The sequence below is a fragment of the Lysobacter sp. GCM10012299 genome (assembly GCF_042649405.1).
Classification (GTDB): domain Bacteria; phylum Pseudomonadota; class Gammaproteobacteria; order Xanthomonadales; family Xanthomonadaceae; genus Lysobacter_J.
On the sequence record NZ_JBHRZC010000004.1, the window covers coordinates 436084 to 450939 of the forward strand.

The following is a 14856-nucleotide window of genomic DNA, read 5'->3' on the forward strand; positions in this document are numbered from 1 at the left end:
CGGAATAGCGGCAAGGTCAAGATGGGTCCCGGCGTTCGCCGGGACGACGGTTACATCGTGTGGGTTGCGCGCTCGGCGTTGAGCGAACCGGCCAGCAGGGCTTCGATCTTGCCGCGCACCGCTTCGCCTTCGGCGCTGTCGGCGAACTGCACGCCGATGCCCGCCGGGCGATTGCCCTGCGCACCCACCGGCGTCACCCAGACCACCTTGCCGGCGACCGGCAGGCGCTCGTTCGACTCCGGCAGCGTCAGCAGCAGGAACACCTCGTCGCCGAGGAAGTAACGCTTGGGCGTGGCCACGAAGACACCGCCGCCCTTCAGGAACGGCATGTACGCGCTGTACAACTGCGCCTTGTCCTTGATCGCGCAGGACAGGATGCCCTGGCGCGCGCCGCCTGCAGTATTCATGCCGCTCATTACCTGCTCCCCCCTTCCGCCCGCCGCCCATGGAGGGCGCGCCAGGCCAACAACAATTCGGTGACTGCCAGGTCCGCCCGCACCGTGGTGCGCAGCAGATCGCGGGTCCGGTTCGCCTGATCGAACCACGCGGCCAGACTGCGCGTTCGCTCCGGGCCGGTCAAGCCGGCGGCATCGGAAAGTGCCAGGTCGGCGGCGTGGCGCAGGCGCAGCCCGGCGTTCTCGTCGCCGACCCATCGCTGCGCGGTCTCGACCGCGCCGACGTCGCCGCGCGCGAGCTTGGCCATGTCGCTGGCAACCTCCCGGCGCAACGCCAGGCCGTCGTTGCCCAACCATTCGTGGGCCAGTCCGGGATGGCCGCGGGCCGCTTCGAGCCCCTCGCGCGCGGCCGCTTCGGAATGCCCCTGCTGCTTCAGCCAGGTCAGCGATTCGGCGGCCTGCGGCAGGCGGAACTCGTAGCGCTGGCAGCGGCTGCGGATGGTCGCCGGCAAGCGTGCCGGGTGCGCGCTGAGCAACCACAGGTAACGGCCCGGCACCGGCTCTTCCAGCGTCTTGAGCAGGGCATTGCAGGCGGCGTGGTTCACCGCCTCGGCCGGATCGATGATGACCACCTGCGCACCGCCGTACTGCGGCGTCAACGACAGCTTTTCCGATATCTGGCGGATCTGCTCGATGACGATCTCGGTGCGCAGCCGCGTGCCTTCCTTGTTCGGAATGAACGACACGAACTGGTAGTCGGGGTGCGTGCCTGCCGCGAGCAGGTGGCAGCTGCGGCAGCTGCCGCACGGTTCGCCGTCGGTCCCTGGCTGCTGGCACAGCAGTCGCTGCGCGAGGCGCTCGGCCACGGCGCGCTTGCCCAGTTGTGCTGGCCCACAGAACAGCAGGCCGTGCGCCAGCCGTCCGCTGGCCTGCGCCGCCACGGCCTGGTCGTACACGCGTTGCTGCCAGGGTGCGAAGGCGCTCATGGCGATGCCTCGATGAAGGCGCGAAGGTGCGCGACCGCCTGCGCGGCGACCACGTCCGCAGGCAGCGTGGCGTCGATCACGCGAAAACGCTCCGGCTGCGCCGACGCGCGGGCCAGGTAACCACTGCGCACACGCTCGAAGAAATCCTCGCGCTCGCCTTCGATGCGATCGCTGGCGCCGCGCCCGCGCGCACGCTGCAGGCCGATCGCCACCGGCACGTCCAGCAGCAGCGTCAGGGCCGGCGCGATGCCGACGACGCGCCGCTCCAGTTCGGCGATGAACTGCACGTCGCCGCCGCGCGCCGAACCCTGGTAGGCATAGCTGGCATCGGTGAAGCGGTCGCTGATGACCCAGGCGCCGCGCGCGAGCGCCGGCGCGATGGTCTCGCGCACGTGCTGGGCACGCGCGGCGAACACCAGCAACAGTTCGGTATCGGTGGTGGGTGCTTCGTGGTGGGTGTCCAGCAGGAGGCCACGGATCTGCTCGGCCAGCGGCGTGCCACCGGGTTCGCGCGTGCTCACCACCTCGTCGCCGGTGGCCTGCAGCACTTCGCGCAGCGCCGCCAGCACCGTCGACTTGCCGGCACCTTCGCCGCCTTCGAGGGTGATGAAGCGGGGCTGGCGCTGCAGGGGCGTGCCGTGGTTCGTCATTGCGCTTTCCCGGATTGCGCCGCGCGGTAATTCTTCAAGTAGGCACGGACGTTGGCCTGGTGCTCGGCATAGGTGCGCGCGAACAGGTGACGACCGCTGCCGTCGCCGACGGCCACGAAGAACAGCGCATCGCCGTCGGCGGGTTTGGCGACCGCCTCCAGCGCGCCGATGCCCGGCATCGCGATAGGTGTAGGTGGCAGTCCGGCGATCAGGTAGGTGTTGTACGGATTGTCCGCACGCAGGTCGCTCTTGCGGATGTTGCCGTCGTAAGTGCTGCCGATGCCGTAGATCACCGTCGGGTCGGTTTCCAGGCGCATGCCGAGCTTGAGCCGGCGCGAGAACAGCCCGGCGATCTGCGGCCGCTCGGATGCAATGCCGGTTTCCTTCTCGACGATCGATGCCAGCACCAGCATCTCGTCGGGCGTCTTCAGCACGTTATCGGCACTGCGCTGCTGCCAGGCGGCATCAAGCGCCTTGTCCATCGCCGCATGCGCGCGCTTGAGCACGTCCAGGTCGCTGTCGCCGCGCGTGTACAGGTAGGTCTCGGGCAGGAAGCGGCCCTCCGGGTGCTGGCCCGGCGCGCCCACCGCCTTCATCAATGCGGCGTTGTCGAGCTTGCCGGTTTCCAGGGTGAGCGGCTTGGCCTTGGCCAGTGCTGCACGCAGCTCGCGGATGTTCCAGCCTTCGACGATGGTGAAACGGTGGCGGATCACCCGGCCCTCGCGCATCGCCACCAGCAACTCACGCGGAGACGTGCCGGGCTCGATTGCATACTCGCCCACCTGCAGCTTGCCGGCGGCGCCGAGTTGCTTGGCCAGCGCGCGCCATTCCAGCAGGTCGCCTTCGCGCACGCCGGCATCGCGCAGCTTGCGCACCACGATGGGCAGCGAATCGCCACGCTCGACCATCACCGTCTCGCCTGGCGCCAGGCCCGACATCGGCGCATCGGCGAAACCGGTATAGCGCTGCCACAGCCAGAATCCGGCGCCGGCGGCGATCAGCAGCAGCAACAGCAGGAAGCCGGCGGAAATACGCCCAGACGATCTACGACTCACGAAACCTCCGTGGCGAAAGCGGGATGCTCGGCGGCCAGGCGGTGCTGCAGCGCGACCACCTGCGGATGCGGTTGCCAAGTGCGGGCGCCGAGCCGCGCCACCGGCAGGATACCGCGCACGCCATTGCACAGGAAAACCGCGTCGGCGGCTTCGACATCGGTCACAGCCAGGCGCGCCTCGCGGGCCGGCAGCGCCTGCAAGGCCCACGCCCGGCATACCCCGGCGACGCCGCAGCGATCCACCCGTGGCGTCAGCCAGGCGCCGTCGCGAAGGACGAAGACATTGGCAGCGGTGGCGCAAACCACGTCCCCCTCGCTGCTGCACAGCAGACCGTCGTGGATCGCCGGATCGTTCCACTCGCCGCGCGCGAGCACCTGCTCGAGGCGGTTGCAATGCTTGATTCCCGCCAGTGCCGGCTGCAACGCCAGGCGCGTGTCGCACCAGCGCAGGTGGAGGCCGCCAGCGGGCGAAGACGGCAACGCATGCGACGAAAGCGTCCAGTCGGGAACGCTGGCATCGGCCGGCGAATAGCCGCGTCCGCCACTGCCCCGGGTCACGATCAGCTTCAGCACGGCATCGCGGCCATCGAGCAATTGCGTTGCCTCGGCCAACACCCTGTCCTCGTCGGGGAGGGCCATGCGCAGCATCGCCGCGCCACGCTGCAGGCGCTGCCAGTGGCCAGGCCACCAGTGCATGCGCCCGCGGTGCGCGCGCACCGTCTCGAACAGGCCATCGCCATAGGCCAGGCCACGGTCGAGATCCGGCAGCGCCGGCGCCGGCCGGTCGCCGACGAAGTAGCGCACCACCGTCTCACTCATCCCGCCACTCCCAGGGCACGCAGCATGCCGCGCGCCTTGGCCCGGGTTTCGTCGAGTTCGCGCTGCGGATCGGAGTCGGCAACGATGCCGGCGCCAGTGCGGAAGCGCAGCGTCGAACCGCCGGCCGCGGCGGGCTCCAGCTCGGCGCTGCGGATCAGGATGTTGAGGTCGAGGTCGCCGTCGCGGTTGAGCCAGCCCATCGCGCCGGTGTACGCGCCGCGGCCGACGCCTTCGAGCTCGGCGATGACCTGCATGCAGCGGACCTTCGGGCAGCCCGTGATCGTGCCGCCTGGAAACACCGCGCGGATCACCTGCCCCGGCGTTGCCTCCTGGCGCAGGCGACCGCGCACATTGCTGACGATGTGGTGGACATGGGCATAGCTCTCCACCGTCATCAGTTCGTCGACCTCGACGCTGCCCGGCGTGCAGACGCGCCCGAGGTCGTTGCGCTCGAGGTCGATCAGCATCACGTGCTCGGCGCGCTCCTTGGGATGGCCGACCAGTTCCTGGATGCGCGCGGCGTCGTCATCGCCGGCGAAGCGCGGACGCGTGCCGGCGATCGGCCGCGTTTCGACCAGGTCGCCGCGCACCGACACCAGCCGCTCCGGCGAAGCACTGACCACGGCCCAGTCCGCACCGGCGAAAACACCCGCGAAGGGCGCCGGGTTGTTCTGCCGCAGCCGTTCGAACAGCGCCGCAGGTAGTAGTGGTTGATCGAAACGCGCCACCCAGCCGCGCGAGAGATTGGCCTGGAACACGTCGCCTGCGGCGAGGTAGTCGAGCACGCGACGCACGCCATCGGTGAAGCGCTCCGGCGCGTCTTCCTCCAGCGCGGACGGTGGCTGCCACGACACGACGGACGGAAGTCGGGCGAGCGCCTCGATGTCAGCCAGCACGGCGTTGACCAGCGCGTCGTGGCCCACTTCAGTGACCAGCACGCATTCGCCGCTGGTGTGATCGCGCAGGACCGCCGCCGGGCAACGCAGTGCCAGCGCCACCGGTAACTGGCCCTCGGCGCGCGGCAGCTTCAGCACCGGCTCGACCTGGGCCGCAGCCTCGTAACCGAAGTACAGGGCCCAGCCGCCGCGGAACGGCCATCGCGGCTCGTCGCGGGCCACTCGCAGCGACTGCCATTGCGTGTCGAGCGCGGCGAAGAAATCGCCTTCGAGCACGGCACCGCCGGAATCCCGCGTGCTGCCGTCGGCATGCAGGCGCAACGAGTCACCGCTGGCCACCAGCAGCAGGTCCCAGCGGCCCTGGGCGGTGCCGTGGGCGCTGGATTCCAGCAGAAGGGGGTAGCGGTCGGGTGCCAGACGCTGCAGCGAAAGCAGGTCGAAGGAGGCAGGCAGGGAGCGGGTCAGCAGCATCCGCGTATTAGACCGCGTTTCGGGGCGACCGCGCCTTGTTCTCCGCGCTGGCGCCGGAAACAACGATCCCCGCCAGAGCGGGGATCGTCGGGCAACCGGTTGTCGAGGACGCTCAGATCCGCTTGAACACCAGCGTGCCGTTGGTGCCGCCGAAACCGAAGCCATTGGAGACCGCGACGTCGATCTGCGCCTGGCGGGCCACGTTGGGCACGTAGTCCAGGTCGCAGCCCTCGCCCGCTACGTCCAGGTTGATGGTCGGCGGGATGATGCCGTGGTGCAGTGCCAGCACCGAGAAGATCGCCTCGACGCCACCGGCGGCACCGAGCAGGTGGCCGGTCATCGACTTGGTCGAGCTGACCATCGTCTTGTAGGCGTGCTCGCCCAGCGCGCGCTTGATCGCCAGCGTTTCGGCCAGGTCACCCAGCGGCGTCGACGTGCCGTGCGCGTTGAGGTAACCGACTTCGTCCGCGTTGACGCCAGCGTCCTTCAGTGCGGCGACCATGCAGCGGGCCGGGCCTTCACCGTTCTCGCTCGGGGCGGTCATGTGGAAGGCGTCGGAGCTGGCACCGAAGCCGGACAGCTCGCAGTAGATGCGCGCGCCGCGTGCCTTGGCGCGCTCGTACTCTTCCAGGATCAGGATGCCGGCGCCGTCGCCGAGGACGAAGCCGTCGCGGTCCTTGTCCCACGGACGCGACGCACGGGTCGGGTCGTCATTGCGCGTGGACATCGCCTTCATCGAGCAGAAGCCGGCGACCGACGTCGGCGAGGAACCGCGCTCGGCGCCACCGGCGACCATCACGTCGGCGTCGCCGTACTGGATCATGCGCATCGCCATGCCGATCGAATGGTTGGCGGTGGCGCAGGCCGAAACGGCCGAGAAATTGGGGCCCTTGATGCCGGTCAGCAGCGAGACCTGGCCAGGCAGCATGTTGATGATCGTGCTGGGCACGTAGAACGGCGAGACCTTGCGCGGGCCGCCTTCGTGGTACTTGATCGTCTGCTCTTCGATGCCGAGCAGGCCGCCGATGCCCGAGCCGATCAGCGCGCCGATGCGCTCGGCGTTGGACTCGTCGACGGTGATGCCGGCGTCCTGGATCGCCATCATCGAGGCGGCGACACCGTAGTGGATGAACTCCTCCATCTTCTTCGCATCCTTCGGGCTCACCCACTGGGTGACGTCGAAGTTGCGTACTTCACCGGCAATGCGCGTGGTGAAGGCAGACGCGTCGAAATGGGTGATCGGGCCGATGCCGGAGCGGCCGTTGACGATGCCGTCCCAGCTGCTGGCGAGGTCGTTGCCAAGCGGCGAAACGATGCCGAGGCCGGTGACCACGACGCGACGATTGAAGCCCGGGCGATTGGACATGAAACACTCCGTCTACGAACACTACGCCAGCGCATGGGCCGGCTCATAAGACACGGGGCCGCAATGCGGCCCCGGTCTGGTTTTGCGGGAAGCGGTCGGCCGAGGCCCCGCATCCATCGGGCTGCGCTTACGACTTGACGTGAGCCTTCACGTAGTCGATGGCCTGCTGCACCGAGGTGATCTTCTCGGCTTCTTCGTCCGGAATCTCGCACTCGAACTCTTCTTCGAGCGCCATCACCAGCTCGACGGTGTCGAGCGAGTCCGCGCCGAGGTCGTCGACGAACGAAGCGTTGTTGGTGACTTCTTCTTCCTTGACGCCCAGCTGTTCGACCACGATTTTCTTGACGCGCTCTTCGATGCTGCTCATGGGTACTCACTCCTCCCGGACGGGATATTCGACGGAATAGTCTAATGGAACATTGGTGGAATCGCAGGCGCCCGCGAGGATACGCGAAAGCCCTTTTGCTTCAAATGGTTACAAACGCAAGCATTGCCTTGGCGGCAAGGCTTCACGGCATGTACATGCCACCGTTGACGTGCAGGGTCTCGCCGGTGATGTAGGCCGCCGACGGGCCGGCCAGGAACGCCACCGCGCGGGCGATGTCGGCCGGCTCGCCGAAGCGCCCGAGGGCGATCTGCCCCAGCATCGCGCTCTTGGCGTCTTCGGGCAATGCCTTGGTCATGTCGGTGTCGATGAACCCGGGGGCCACGACATTGACGGTGATGCCACGGCTGCCGATTTCCCGGGCCATCGACTTGCTGAAGGCGATGATGCCGGCCTTGGCCGCGGCGTAGTTGGCCTGGCCGGCATTGCCGGTCACGCCGATCACCGAGGCGATGTTGATGATGCGGCCCTTGCGCGCCTTCATCATCGCGCGCATCACCGCCTTGCTGGTGCGGAAGACGCTGGTGAGGTTGGTGTCGAGGATGGCTTGCCAGTCCTCGTCCTTCATCCGCATCAGCAGGTTGTCGCGGGTGATGCCGGCGTTGTTGACCAGGATCGAGATCGCGCCGAACTCCTTGGCGATGCCGTCGATCAGCGTGTCGATCGAGGCGGCGTCACTGACGTCGAGCACGCGGCCGTGGCCGCCGTGCGCGGCCAGGCGCTCGCCGATCGCCTTGGCGCCGGCCTCGGAGGTGGCGGTGCCGATGACGGTCGCGCCCTGCGCGGCCAGTTCGTCGGCGATGGCGGCACCGATGCCACGGCTGGCGCCGGTTACCAGTGCGACCTCACCGGTCAGCAGTTTCTCGCTCATGCCTTTTTCCATTCTTCGATTGCGGTTTCAAACTCGCCGGGCGTGCCGATGGCGCGTCCGTCGAGCGATTTGTCGATGCGCTTGACCAGGCCCGCAAGGACCTTGCCCGGACCGCATTCGGCGACACGGGTGACGCCCTTCGCAGCCAGCGCCTGCACGCAGCCGGTCCACTGTACCGGCAGATAAAGCTGGCGGACGAGCGCTTCGCGGACGGCATCCACACTTTCGTGGATCCCTGCGTCGACGTTCTGCACCACCGGCAACTTCGGCACGTGCCATGCCATGCCGGCCATGGCTTCGGCCAGGCGGTTGGCGGCTTCGCGCATCAGCGGCGTGTGCGAAGGAACGCTGACGGCGAGCTTGACCATCTTGCGCACGCCGCGCTCGCCGAGCACGGCCATCGCCTTGTCGACGGCGTCGGCGTGGCCGCCGATGACGATCTGGCCAGGCGAGTTGTAATTGGCCGGAACCACCACGCTCGTGCCCGAGACGCTCTCGCAGACTTCCTGCACGAGCGCATCCTCGGCACCGAGCACGGCGGCCATCGCACCGGTGCCCGCCGGCGCGGCTTCCTGCATGAGCTGGCCACGCAACCGCACCAGGTGCGCGGCGTCCTTGAGCGAGAGCGCACCGGCGGCGACCAGGGCGGTGTACTCACCCAGGCTATGGCCGGAAAGCAGCGCCGGCACGGCGCCGCCACGCTGCTGCCACAAGCGCCACACCGCCGCGCCAGCGGCCAGAAGCGCCGGCTGCGTGTACTCGGTGCGGTTGAGCATCTCTTCCGGGCCACCCTGGCTGAGCGCCCAGAGGTCGACACCGGCGCCGTCGCTGGCTTCAGCGAACGTCTCGCGGATGATCGGATGCAGTTCGCCCAGTTCGGCCAGCATGCCGAGCGACTGCGAGCCCTGGCCCGGGAACACGAACGCCAGGGTCGAATCGGTATGGGGGGATACGGTCACGCGTGAAGGCCTTGCGAAATTGAGTGCGCATGATACGAGTGTTTGCTCTAGTACGTCTGTACGGGCCTGTACTGAAGCCCTTGCCGGCAGGCGCCCACCGAAGTCCGCGCAAACGAAAACGCCCCCGCTGTTGCCAGCGGAGGCGTCGATCGTGAAGCGCGAGGGCGCCTCAGTAGCGCAGCAGCGCCGAGCCCCAGGTGAAGCCGCCACCGAAGGCCTCCAGCAGCACCAGCTGGCCGCGCTGGACGCGACCGGAGCGCACCGCCTCGTCCAGCGCCAGCGGCACCGAACCCGACGAGGTGTTGCCGTGCTTGTCGACGGTGACGATGACGCGGTCCATCGGCATGTCCAGGCGCTTGGCCGTGGCTTCGATGATGCGCAGGTTGGCCTGGTGCGGAATCAGCCAGTCGATGTCGTGGCGATCCAGGCCATTGGCCTCGAGCGTTTCCTCGACCACCGAGTCCAGCGCCTTGACCGCGTGCTTGAAGACTTCGTTGCCGGTCATCAGCACCTTGACGCCGGCGTTGGGCTCGTCCGGCTTGAAGCCGACCGAAACGCCCACCGGGTTCCACAACAGCTCCTTCTTGCCGCCATCGGCGTGCATGTGGGTGCTGAGGATGCCCGTTTCGGTATCGGCCTTGAGCACGACCGCGCCGGCGCCGTCACCGAACAGCACGCAGGTGGAGCGATCGCTCCAGTCGAGCATGCGGGTCAGGGTTTCGGCACCGACGACGAGGACGTTCTTCGCCGCGCCGGAGCGGATGAACTTGTCGGCCACCGTCAGCGCGTAGATGAAGCCCGAGCAGGCGGCGTTGACGTCGAACGCCGCGCAGCCGCCGGCACCGATGCGGTGCTGGAGCAGGCAGGCGGTCGAGGGGAAAATCAGGTCCGGCGTGGTCGTACCGACCACGATCAGGTCGAGATCCTTGGCATCGACACCGGCCGCTTCCAGCGCGCGAACGGACGCGTGGTAGGCCAGGTCGCTGGTGAATTCGCCTTCGGCGGCGACATGACGCTCACGGATGCCCGTGCGCGCGGCAATCCATTCATCGCTCGTGTCGATGAACTTGGCCAGGTCGTCGTTGGTCAGCACCTTCTCGGGAAGGTAGCTGCCGGTTCCCGCGATGCGGGAATAAATCTGTTGCGTCATCGCCACTCCGCTGCACAGCCGTTGTCGGGACTCCGCCAGCCAAGCCGACGGAAATACACCGCCGCGATGGCCGCTGAGCGCGCTGAACCTTTACGGTTCCGACAGTCCAGGCTGTGCGGCGGCCGCGCGAGTCCGGTCAGGGCTGCGCGCGGCGCGACGGTGAGCGAAGAGCTTACTCTTCGTCGGCAACCTTGGACTTGGTGTCGATCACCTTCTTGCCGCGGTAGTAGCCGTCAGCGGTGACGTGGTGACGCAGGTGGGTCTCGCCCGTGGTCGGGTCGGTCGCCAGCTGCTTTGCGGACAGCGCATCGTGCGAACGGCGCATGCCACGCTTGGACGGGGAAACGCGGGACTTCTGGACAGCCATGGTCTTGCTCCAAAAAAACTCAGTTCGATTGTTTCTTCAATGCCGACAGCGCCGCGAACGGATTCACGCGCTCCGGCTCTTCGGCCTGCTCGGTCGCCGGCCAGTCGCGCTCCACCGCCTCCGTGCCGGGCATTATCGGCACGACAGGAACGGCGAGGATCAACTCGTCCTCGACCAGCTCGACGGTCCGCAGCTGGCCATCTTCCGGCACCAGCAACGGCTCGTATCCTTCCGGCAACGCCGCCTCGTCCGCTTCATCACGGATCAGGCCCAGGCGCTGCACGATGTTCACCGGGTACAGGAACCGCTGCAGGCTGCGCTGACAGGTCAGCGGCAGCTCGGCATCGATTCGCAGTTCGACATAGGGCACCCGCAGCGCGTCGGTATCGAACTCGAGCGCAAAGCGAACCTCACCCTCGGTGTCGACCAGACTGTTCCGCAGCCGCGTCAGCGATGACAACGGCACACGGCCTTCCAGGCCGCGCCGTGTCGCCACCATGCGCCATGCATCAAGAATCCCGGGCAGGTCGGCTGACATAAGCTGCGGAATGTTAGAGATCGCGACTTCCCCTGTCAAACCTGAACCGGCGCGCCGGCAAGCACTGACCTGCCCCGCTCGTCGGCGGCGATTGCGGGAGGCGCCGCCCCGGCCTCAAACTGGATCCATTCCGTCCCAGTCGACCGCGCCCGTGACCATCGTCCTGCTCCTGCTCCTGTCCACCCTGGCGATCGCGGCACTGTCGTTTGCCTGGTACCGACCCGGGCGCCGCGATCGCGCCGTACGCGAGGTCCTGGACGCCGCCGATGCCCTCGAGGAGCGCCTGCGGCTGGCCCGCGCCGAGATCGAGGCGGTCGCCGGCAACGGCGGCAACGACCCGGTCGGCGACGCCATGCGCGAGATGCTGCGCCAGCGCCTGTGGCTGCGTGACCACGGCCGCGACGCCAGCCTCAGCCAGCTGGCCGAGGTTCGCAGCTCCATCGATGCCGCCCGCGACCGGATCGACCAGCAATTATCCCTGATTGCCCGCGCCCGCGCGCCGATTGCCTGAACCTGCGCATCACGTGGCCGCGGCGCCCCCCATTCCCGCGCTGATCCTCGCCTCGACCTCCGTCTACCGGCGCGAGCTGCTGTCGCGCCTGCGCCTGCCGTTCGAGACCGCACGACCGGACAGCGACGAGACGCCGCTGCCGGGGGAAGTGCCGGCCGCCCTCGCCCGCCGCCTGGCCCAGGCCAAGGCCGCCGCCGTGGCCGCGCTGCACCCGGGCGCCTGGGTCATCGGCTCCGACCAGGTCGCCGAGTTCGATGGCCGCCCCCTGGGCAAGCCCGGCGGGCGCCAGGCTGCGATCGCACAGCTCGCCGGCATGTCCGGACAGCGCGTCCAGTTCCACACCGGCGTGTGCCTCATTCAGGCCGGCCAGGCGCCGCTGCAGGCCCTCGACCTGACCGTCGTGGAATTCCGCGCCCTGGAGCTCGCCCAGATCGAACGTTATGTCGATGCCGAGCAGCCCTTCGACTGCGCCGGCAGCTTCAAGTCGGAGGGCCTGGGCATCAGCCTGTTCGAGGCCATAGACAGCCGCGACCCGACCGCACTGGTCGGCCTGCCGCTGATCGCGACGGCGCGGCTGCTGCGCCAGGCCGGCTTCGAACTGCCCTGAGTCAGTGCGCCGGGCGCTCGACCGGGCACCACTGGTACGGCACCGCCTCCGCACCGATCGATGCGGCGTGGACACGGCAACGGCCCGGTTCCATCAGCAAGCCGTAGCGCGCAAGCGTCTGCACCGCAGTCTCGGCCAGCGCGCGATTTGCCATCGCGACGTTGCTCCCTGATTCGTCCGCGCGCGTCGTCATGCGACAACGCCCATCGCCGAGCTGTACGTCGGCCCGGCGGTTTCGCGCGACCTTGCGCAGCAGCCCGCAGTCGCCGCGATCGAGCCCCAGCCTTGCGGCCCAGGCATTGATCTGCGCCAATCGCGCCCGGCGCTTTTCCATGCGGTTGTCGACGTCTGCCGGCACCATCGCGTAGACCGGACCCGGGCGTGCAGCGATGCGCGCACGGATGACGTCTGCGTAGTGAGCAGATTCGGGCAGGTTCGAGCCCACCGACGCGTACGCCGCGGCCGCGGGCAGGAATGCAATGCGCCACGCCTGCGGCTCGGTCCCCACCAGCAGCACCGTCGACTGCGCGGGCTGGTCCATCTTGGGCACTTCGACCTGGAACGCCGTGTCTGTCCAGCCGGCGTGGCCCCAGTTCCCCCACCCGGCCAGCCAACTGCCGACCAGCGTCACCGCGATGGTCGCGGCGATCGCGCACTTCGCCACGCGCGCGGCCAGCGCCGGCGCAAACACCCGCTCGGCCAGCAGCCACAGCACCAGCGGCGCGAGCAGTTCGAGCACCGCCAGGTAGCGGTGGATGCTGAAGACCGCCACCCAGGCGACGAAGGCCACCGCAAAGAACACCAGCAGCAATCGCGCCGGTGCATTGACTGCCATGTCCTGCCGGTTGCCGCCGGCACGGCGGCGCAGGAACCACGCCACCATGGCGGCGATGGCCAGGAGGTAAAGCACCGCCCAGATGATCTGCAGCAGGGGAACTTCGCTGACCAGAAACGGATTGATCGTGAACTTGATCGGGCGCAATGCGGCCTCGATCACGCCCGATGGCAACCAGCGCTGGTCCGCCACCGACACCGGGATCGCCAGCGGGGCCTGGAACCAGCCATTGAACTGCGGGAACAGCGGATTGCCGAATTGGCGCCACATCCGCCACAACCACGGCCCGGCCACCAGGGCAATGGTTGCAGTGGTCGTTGCCGTGAGCGCGGCGGCGCGCTGGATCCGCAGCGTCCACGACCACGGGCCGGAGAGAACCGCCACGCCCAGCGCCAGCGCATAGACCGCGTTTGTAAGCTTGAGCGACACCCCGAGGCCGAGCACGACGCCCGCGAGCCACCAGTGCCATGACAGGCGCTCGACACGCGTCGCCTGCAACACCATCAGCACGGCCGCGAGCACGAACACCGCCGTGGTGTTGTCGCCCATCGTGGTGCCCAGTTCGGACAGGAATACCGCACTCAGGCACCCCGCCAGCGCCAGCAGCGGAGCCAGGCGTGCACGGTCCGACCGTCCGGCCAGTGCCAGCCAACCGATGCCGGCGACGAGCGCAAACGCAAGGCCGTGCCACATGCCCAGGATCATTGCCGTCAACTTCGGCCAGTGCTGCGCGGCGAGGAAGTACGGCACATCGAGCCAGGGTACGAAGTAGCTCTGCAGCTGCGCCGGCGCCAGGTCCGTGGCGAGGCGGTCCGTCAGCCACGCATGGGCGTTGTAGAGGTGGTAGTTGCGCAGGTCCCAGTTGCTGTCCTGGCCTCGCCATACCGATGCCAGGCCGCAAAGCAGCGCGACCGACACGGCCGCCCACACCGCATTGGCAACGCGATGGAATCCGAATCGCCGGTCCAGAAATGCCGAGGCCGACTGCCAACGCCGACGCAGTGCGCTCAAGGCACCCTCGCAGCCCGCGCCCGCTTGGCGGCGGATACCGACAGGTACATCAGGTGCTTGAACTCGATGCGCCCGCGCGTGACCGTGTCCAGGATCAGGCCGCAGGCAAACAGGATCGCGCCGAGCAACACCAGCGCCACGCACAGGATCGCGGTGGGAAACCGCGGTACCAGTCCGGTCTGCAGGTACGTCAGCAGCAGCGGCCAGGCCAGCACCAGTGAAACCAGGACGCACAGCGCCGTCAGGATGGAAAAGAACGCCAGCGGGCGCTCGTTCTTGAAGAGCCGGGCGATCATGAAGAGGATCCGCGTGCCATCGCGGTAAGTACGCAGCTTGCTGGCCGAACCTTCCGGCCTGACGCCGTAGGCCGTGGCGACCTCGGCCACCGGCATGCGCTGTTGCAGCGCATGCACGGCCAGTTCGGTCTCGATCTCGAATCCGCTGGAATGGGCGGGGAACGACTTCACGTAGCGCCGCGAGAACACCCGGTAGCCGGACAGCATGTCGTCGAAACTGCGACCGAACAGCAACCCCACGCAACGCGTCAGCAGCACGTTGCCGGTGCGGTGGCCGGAGCGGTACGCAGCGGCGTCCTGGTGGGCGCGCGAACCGACGATCATGTCCAGGTCGTCACTGCGCAGGCGCTCGACCAGCATCGGCGCGGCTGCGGCGTCGTAGGTGTCGTCGCCGTCGACCAGCACGTAGATGTCGGCATCGACCTCGGCGAACATCCGCCGCACGACATTGCCTTTGCCCTGCAACTGGACGTGCCGCACGCTGGCCCCTGCGGCGCGCGCGACCTGCGCGGTGCCGTCAGTGGAATTGTTGTCGAACACGTGGATGTCGGCCGCCGGCAGGCTGGCCCGGAAATCCGCGATCACCTTGGCGATCGCCGCCGCTTCGTTGTGGCATGGCACCAGCACGGCAATCCGTGGCGCCTGTTCGGCTGCTTCCATTACGTCGTCCCCGATTCAGGCGCACAGTC

General features: G+C 68.2%; 17 protein-coding genes. 2 read left to right on the forward strand and 15 right to left on the reverse strand.

Annotated elements, in window-relative coordinates; genetic code table 11:
* Window positions 1-50: 50 nt before the first annotated feature.
* The 13 genes from ACFOPO_RS13085 to ACFOPO_RS13145 all read right to left on the reverse strand — a co-directional run bounded on the left by ACFOPO_RS13085 (window position 51) and on the right by ACFOPO_RS13145 (window position 10907).
* Window positions 51-416: a PilZ domain-containing protein gene (locus ACFOPO_RS13085; protein ID WP_386703645.1), complete on the reverse strand. Its 366-nt coding sequence runs from the start codon at window positions 414-416 to the stop codon at window positions 51-53.
* Window positions 416-1381: a DNA polymerase III subunit delta' gene (locus tag ACFOPO_RS13090; protein ID WP_386703646.1), complete on the reverse strand. Its 966-nt coding sequence runs from the start codon at window positions 1379-1381 to the stop codon at window positions 416-418. The genes ACFOPO_RS13085 and ACFOPO_RS13090 overlap by 1 nt, the downstream gene beginning before the upstream one ends.
* Window positions 1378-2031, reverse strand: coding sequence for a dTMP kinase (gene tmk / locus ACFOPO_RS13095; protein ID WP_386703647.1), 654 nt, complete (start codon window positions 2029-2031; stop codon window positions 1378-1380). Before tmk ends, ACFOPO_RS13090 begins: the two co-directional genes overlap by 4 nt.
* The gene (gene mltG / locus ACFOPO_RS13100) at window positions 2028-3086 is read right to left on the reverse strand and encodes an endolytic transglycosylase MltG (protein WP_386703648.1); all 1059 of its coding nucleotides are present in this window, start codon (window positions 3084-3086) and stop codon (window positions 2028-2030) included. The genes tmk and mltG overlap by 4 nt, the downstream gene beginning before the upstream one ends.
* The gene (pabC, locus tag ACFOPO_RS13105; RefSeq protein WP_386703649.1) at window positions 3083-3904 is read right to left on the reverse strand and encodes an aminodeoxychorismate lyase; all 822 of its coding nucleotides are present in this window, start codon (window positions 3902-3904) and stop codon (window positions 3083-3085) included. The genes mltG and pabC overlap by 4 nt, the downstream gene beginning before the upstream one ends.
* Window positions 3901-5271 (reverse strand): aminodeoxychorismate synthase component I, encoded by a 1371-nt coding sequence (locus ACFOPO_RS13110; protein ID WP_386703650.1) that lies wholly within the window; start codon window positions 5269-5271, stop codon window positions 3901-3903. The genes pabC and ACFOPO_RS13110 overlap by 4 nt, the downstream gene beginning before the upstream one ends.
* Before the next feature lie 112 nt (window positions 5272-5383).
* Window positions 5384-6637, reverse strand: a complete 1254-nt coding sequence (gene fabF, locus ACFOPO_RS13115; RefSeq protein ID WP_386703651.1) for a beta-ketoacyl-ACP synthase II — start codon at window positions 6635-6637, stop codon at window positions 5384-5386.
* A 127-nt stretch (window positions 6638-6764) separates the two neighbouring features.
* Window positions 6765-7004, reverse strand: coding sequence for an acyl carrier protein (gene acpP, locus ACFOPO_RS13120; RefSeq protein WP_031373652.1), 240 nt, complete (start codon window positions 7002-7004; stop codon window positions 6765-6767).
* 142 nt (window positions 7005-7146) lie between these two features.
* A complete protein-coding gene (gene fabG / locus ACFOPO_RS13125) occupies window positions 7147-7893 on the reverse strand; it encodes a 3-oxoacyl-ACP reductase FabG (RefSeq protein ID WP_386703652.1) in 747 nt (248 codons plus the stop codon).
* Window positions 7890-8852, reverse strand: a complete 963-nt coding sequence (fabD, locus tag ACFOPO_RS13130; protein WP_386703653.1) for an ACP S-malonyltransferase — start codon at window positions 8850-8852, stop codon at window positions 7890-7892. Before fabD ends, fabG begins: the two co-directional genes overlap by 4 nt.
* A gap of 169 nt (window positions 8853-9021) precedes the next feature.
* Window positions 9022-10002: a beta-ketoacyl-ACP synthase III gene (locus tag ACFOPO_RS13135; RefSeq protein ID WP_386703654.1), complete on the reverse strand. Its 981-nt coding sequence runs from the start codon at window positions 10000-10002 to the stop codon at window positions 9022-9024.
* A 172-nt stretch (window positions 10003-10174) separates the two neighbouring features.
* Entirely contained in the window at window positions 10175-10369 is a 195-nt protein-coding gene (gene rpmF, locus ACFOPO_RS13140) for a 50S ribosomal protein L32 (protein WP_115842959.1), read from the reverse strand.
* A gap of 19 nt (window positions 10370-10388) precedes the next feature.
* On the reverse strand, window positions 10389-10907 hold the full coding sequence (locus ACFOPO_RS13145; protein WP_386703883.1) for a YceD family protein: 519 nt from the start codon (window positions 10905-10907) through the stop codon (window positions 10389-10391).
* Window positions 10908-11058: 151 nt separating this feature from the next.
* Between ACFOPO_RS13145 and ACFOPO_RS13150 the strand changes: the two genes are divergently transcribed.
* Both ACFOPO_RS13150 and ACFOPO_RS13155 read left to right on the forward strand, forming a co-directional pair.
* Window positions 11059-11418: a hypothetical protein gene (locus tag ACFOPO_RS13150; protein WP_386703655.1), complete on the forward strand. Its 360-nt coding sequence runs from the start codon at window positions 11059-11061 to the stop codon at window positions 11416-11418.
* A gap of 31 nt (window positions 11419-11449) precedes the next feature.
* Window positions 11450-12025: a Maf family protein gene (locus tag ACFOPO_RS13155; protein ID WP_386703885.1), complete on the forward strand. Its 576-nt coding sequence runs from the start codon at window positions 11450-11452 to the stop codon at window positions 12023-12025.
* 1 nt (window position 12026) lies between these two features.
* Here the strand turns inward: ACFOPO_RS13155 and ACFOPO_RS13160 are convergent, their stop codons facing one another.
* Together ACFOPO_RS13160 and ACFOPO_RS13165 are read right to left on the reverse strand one after the other, a co-directional pair.
* A complete protein-coding gene (locus ACFOPO_RS13160; protein WP_386703656.1) occupies window positions 12027-13871 on the reverse strand; it encodes a hypothetical protein in 1845 nt (614 codons plus the stop codon).
* Window positions 13868-14827, reverse strand: a complete 960-nt coding sequence (locus ACFOPO_RS13165) for a glycosyltransferase family 2 protein (RefSeq protein WP_386703657.1) — start codon at window positions 14825-14827, stop codon at window positions 13868-13870. The genes ACFOPO_RS13160 and ACFOPO_RS13165 overlap by 4 nt, the downstream gene beginning before the upstream one ends.
* Window positions 14828-14856: the final 29 nt, after the last annotated feature.